We start from the raw sequence: 3406 nt of genomic DNA on the forward strand, positions 1-3406 counted from the left end.
TATTTTGTTATGATACTTGCACAATTCATTATTGAAGTATTGTAACTCTTTAAATTTGTCAAAATCTATAACATTCATGACGCAAAGTTAAATATCATAAATTATAAACCCAGTACCAACTTTTACAAACATATTGAAAAAAGCACTGCCGCCACTCCCCTAATTCTCGGTATTTGGGTAATAACGGGAGATAATTCCTAACGAAAATCAACGGGTAACTCAGCATAAATCGCTTCTGCCAATTGAATTGGAGACAAAACAGTCGCAGTAAATCGGAGCCCAATCGACATTTCTGAAAGCGGAATCCATTTTTTATGGGGAGTAAACGACAACGGCGGCGGCACATATCCTGCTTCAATTCGCCGTTGCGCACGTTTAAGACGCACTTTGGGTGGTGCTTCCAATGCAATGATTAAAATGTTAGTACCCGGTGCTCGCCAAAGTCGGTCCAGGAGCATCGACAAATGGGGCGACGTGCCGTCGCTTTCGATAATACTGCAATCCGCTTTCAAAGCCGCAATCCACACCTCCCGCCACGCCTGCGACTCGCCTTCGGGGGTGGATGCATCGATTCGACGTCGAAAATCATCAATGGCGAGCACCTCATAGTGGGGCAACCGTTCGTTTAATGCCTGAATCACTGTACTTTTGCCAACCGCCGTCGGGCCAATGAGATTGATGATGTGTCGCATAGCCAAAATTACACCAAAAATGCCTGTGAAATTTCTATTGCTTTTTCTTTTTCCCATCCTAACCCACGCCCAAACCTTCAAGAAAGATCGCTTTGTAGCTAATCGGAAAGCGGTTGTTTGGACGGAGCACGTAGAAATTAAGGATATGGATACGCCGATTATCGTAGAAGCTCTGACGGAACAACTGAAAAGCAAGGCGTACGTTCAATTGGACAGCCTTCAAGAACACAATGTGTTGACGGGTTTTCTCCTGAACCCGCCTGCAACTTTCCTATCCAAAGCCCGATTTCGAGTTGATATTTTGTACGAAAGCTACATAATAACGGTCAGTACGATACAATTGGAAGATAAACTCATCGAGGCTATTTTGTTAAAAAGCGATGGCAGTTTTATTGACCCCTTCCCCGAACGCATTGAAAAAATGGATGAGGCACTGGTTTTGATTTTTGGGATTGTGCATTGAGTATTGTTTGGGCAGGAAGTTCCGGATATTCAACGTTATATTTCATATCCGCTTTTTATTACTGTCAGAATTAATTTGAATCTGCCATTTGGTTCAATACGACTCGATTTATGAGCGGGTATAAGTATCCCATTTCCGGTTTGAAGCGTAGAGGCCTTACCATCAATCACAATGATTGCACTGCCATCGATTATTTGCACATACGTATCGAAAGCCGAAGTTTTCTCGTTAAGCCCTTCGCCACTTGCAAACGACAGGGCATTTATTGAACCCGTTGCCTTCTTCATAATTGATTTGCTTACAACAGCGTTATGCTCATATTCGATTAACTCAACGATAATATGTGCTTCCCCTTCTTCTATTTTACCGTTTTTGTTTGGTAAATTTTCTAATTCCTTGGTATCCATAATTTTAGTTCTTTAAATTTTATACGTTCTATTACAAAATTGGGATAATGATTGGATAGAAGCGTTACATAATTCAGGAGTAATGTTACATTTTTCACACATCGTTTTTGTTATGACTTATTATCCGTCTAAGTTCGTTTTTTATGACTCACAGGCTTTCATGGGCAAACCAAACATAAACGAATTTCGTAGACCATTCCCCTCATTGATCACGGCAAAATAAAATGGCAGAATGCTTTTTCCATTTTGCAAACATTTAGTAATTTGTCCTCCCAGTCAAACGCCACAGGAACTCCTTATGCATAGCCTGCAAACCTTATTACTCAACAGATAAATTTACTTAAAACTCAGGATGGGATATGACCGCTTTAATGAATGCCATTAACAAAAACAACCTTTCGCTCGTAGAACAACTCATTCAAAATGGAGCCGATGTGAATGAGTTGGATTCCAACCATGATGCCCCCGTGGTGATTGCTGCCTACAAAGGATATAACCAAATCCTCAAAGCACTGTTAGAAGCCGGTGCGGATGTACGGGCCGTAGATCCGGGCATGAAAGCCACCGCTTTACACGCCGCCGCCTACGCGGGCCGAACGGAAGCCGCTAAACTCTTGATTGAATACCACATAGATATTAATAAACAGGGTCCCTACAACGGGTATACCGCCTTACACGATGCGATTTGGCAGGACAACGTTGACATTGCCAAAGTACTGTTAGACGCCAATGCAGATTTAAGCCTTCTTTCCCACGACGGGAAATCTCCCTTAGACTTTGCCAAATCCAAGAATCGAAAGGAAATTATGGCATTAATTCACAACAAAACGGGAAAATAGTGAAATCCAAGGCATAGATAGAAACAAAGCCCCCGTCAGGGTTTTGAGCCGCTGACGGGGTTGATTTTGGTGACGAAGGCGAGACTCGAACTCGCATAGGCTTACGCCCACTACCCCCTCAAAGTAGCGTGTCTACCAGTTTCACCACTTCGCCTTTTTCCTTGATTGGGGTTGCAAAAGTAGTAGTCCCAAATGAATTTCGCAAGTGTTTACGCCAAAGAAATTAACTTTTCTACGGCCTGTTTGATGTTTTCGCGCACTTCTACAACGCTCGCTTCCATCATGTAGCAGGGTGCCGTAATGATTTTGAGGTCGTTATCTACCACAATGTCACGCACCGATGCCATCTCGGCGACTTGCCCAATGGATTCCATTCCCGCCGAGATAGCCGCAATGTCGTAGGGCGAGGCTTCGGCCGCCGTACCCACGCTTAAATGGGCGTGAAATTCCGTGCCTTCGAGCGCCTTAACAATCGTGGTGGGGCTCATGCACAGGCCCGCAATGGGTTTGCCTTGGCGCACTAAATCGATGATGAGGTTTTTAACTGAATCCAAAATCGGACCGTTGGGGCCTTCAAATGCCCATTTCGTAATGTTTTTGGCCGTTCCAAAACCGCCTGGCATCACCAATCCGTCTAAGTCTTCGGCTTTTACATCGACAATGTCCCTGATATTTCCCCGCGCAATCCGCGCCGATTCGACCAATACATTACGCGTTTCGGGCATCTCCTGCCCTGTTGTATGATCAAGAACGTGATGTTGTGATACGTTGGGGGCAAAGCAAACAGCTTCGGCGCCCGCTTCGGCAATGGCCAACAGCGTAAATACGGATTCGTGGATTTCGGAACCGTCAAAGACGCCGTTTCCGTGCAATAAAACACCTATTTTTTTCATCTGAAAATATATTAAGCCCAATGGGGCGATTAGGGATTAAAATTTAGATTAAGCCTTACTTTTGGTCAATAAAACGGTGTTCAACCTTTTGGGCTGATTAGATAGTTTACAA

The 3406-nt window shown here is 43.9% G+C and carries 5 protein-coding genes and 1 tRNA gene; 2 read left to right on the top strand and 4 right to left on the bottom strand.

The annotated features are described in order from the left end of the window. Positions 1-197 precede the first annotated feature (197 nt). Entirely contained in the window at positions 198-692 is a 495-nt protein-coding gene (locus Q0081_RS18965) for an AAA family ATPase (protein ID WP_298356889.1), read from the bottom strand. A gap of 19 nt (positions 693-711) precedes the next feature. Here Q0081_RS18965 and Q0081_RS18970 point away from each other — a divergent pair, with 19 nt between their 5' ends. Further along, positions 712-1155: a hypothetical protein gene (locus Q0081_RS18970; protein WP_298356891.1), complete on the top strand. Its 444-nt coding sequence runs from the start codon at positions 712-714 to the stop codon at positions 1153-1155. A gap of 35 nt (positions 1156-1190) precedes the next feature. Here Q0081_RS18970 and Q0081_RS18975 read toward each other — a convergent pair whose 3' ends face one another. Then, a complete protein-coding gene (locus Q0081_RS18975; RefSeq protein ID WP_298356893.1) occupies positions 1191-1562 on the bottom strand; it encodes a cupin domain-containing protein in 372 nt (123 codons plus the stop codon). A 359-nt stretch (positions 1563-1921) separates the two neighbouring features. On the opposite strand from Q0081_RS18975, the gene Q0081_RS18980 reads away from it, so the two are divergent. Then, positions 1922-2401 carry an ankyrin repeat domain-containing protein gene (locus Q0081_RS18980; RefSeq protein ID WP_298356896.1) on the top strand — a complete coding sequence of 160 codons (480 nt, stop codon included), beginning with the start codon at positions 1922-1924 and terminating at the stop codon, positions 2399-2401. Between the two features lie 67 nt (positions 2402-2468). Here Q0081_RS18980 and Q0081_RS18985 read toward each other — a convergent pair. Beyond that, a tRNA-Leu gene (locus tag Q0081_RS18985) sits at positions 2469-2555 on the bottom strand. Between the two features lie 55 nt (positions 2556-2610). Then, the gene (gene elbB, locus Q0081_RS18990; RefSeq protein ID WP_298356899.1) at positions 2611-3294 is read right to left on the bottom strand and encodes an isoprenoid biosynthesis glyoxalase ElbB; all 684 of its coding nucleotides are present in this window, start codon (positions 3292-3294) and stop codon (positions 2611-2613) included. Between the last annotated feature and the right edge of the window lie 112 nt (positions 3295-3406).

The sequence above is a fragment of the Runella sp. genome (assembly GCF_027484545.1).
In the GTDB taxonomy this organism is placed as follows: Bacteria; Bacteroidota; Bacteroidia; order Cytophagales; family Spirosomataceae; genus Runella.

Bases quoted from the DNA above. Each gene is read 5' to 3' on its own strand.
- Q0081_RS18965 (WP_298356889.1), bottom strand. From the start codon at position 692: ATGCGACACATCATCAATCTCATTGGCCCGACGGCGGTTGGCAAAAGT.
- Q0081_RS18970 (WP_298356891.1), top strand. From the start codon at position 712: ATGCCTGTGAAATTTCTATTGCTTTTTCTTTTTCCCATCCTAACCCAC.
- Q0081_RS18975 (WP_298356893.1), bottom strand. From the start codon at position 1,562: ATGGATACCAAGGAATTAGAAAATTTACCAAACAAAAACGGTAAAATA.
- Q0081_RS18980 (WP_298356896.1), top strand. From the start codon at position 1,922: ATGACCGCTTTAATGAATGCCATTAACAAAAACAACCTTTCGCTCGTA.
- elbB (WP_298356899.1), bottom strand. From the start codon at position 3,294: ATGAAAAAAATAGGTGTTTTATTGCACGGAAACGGCGTCTTTGACGGT.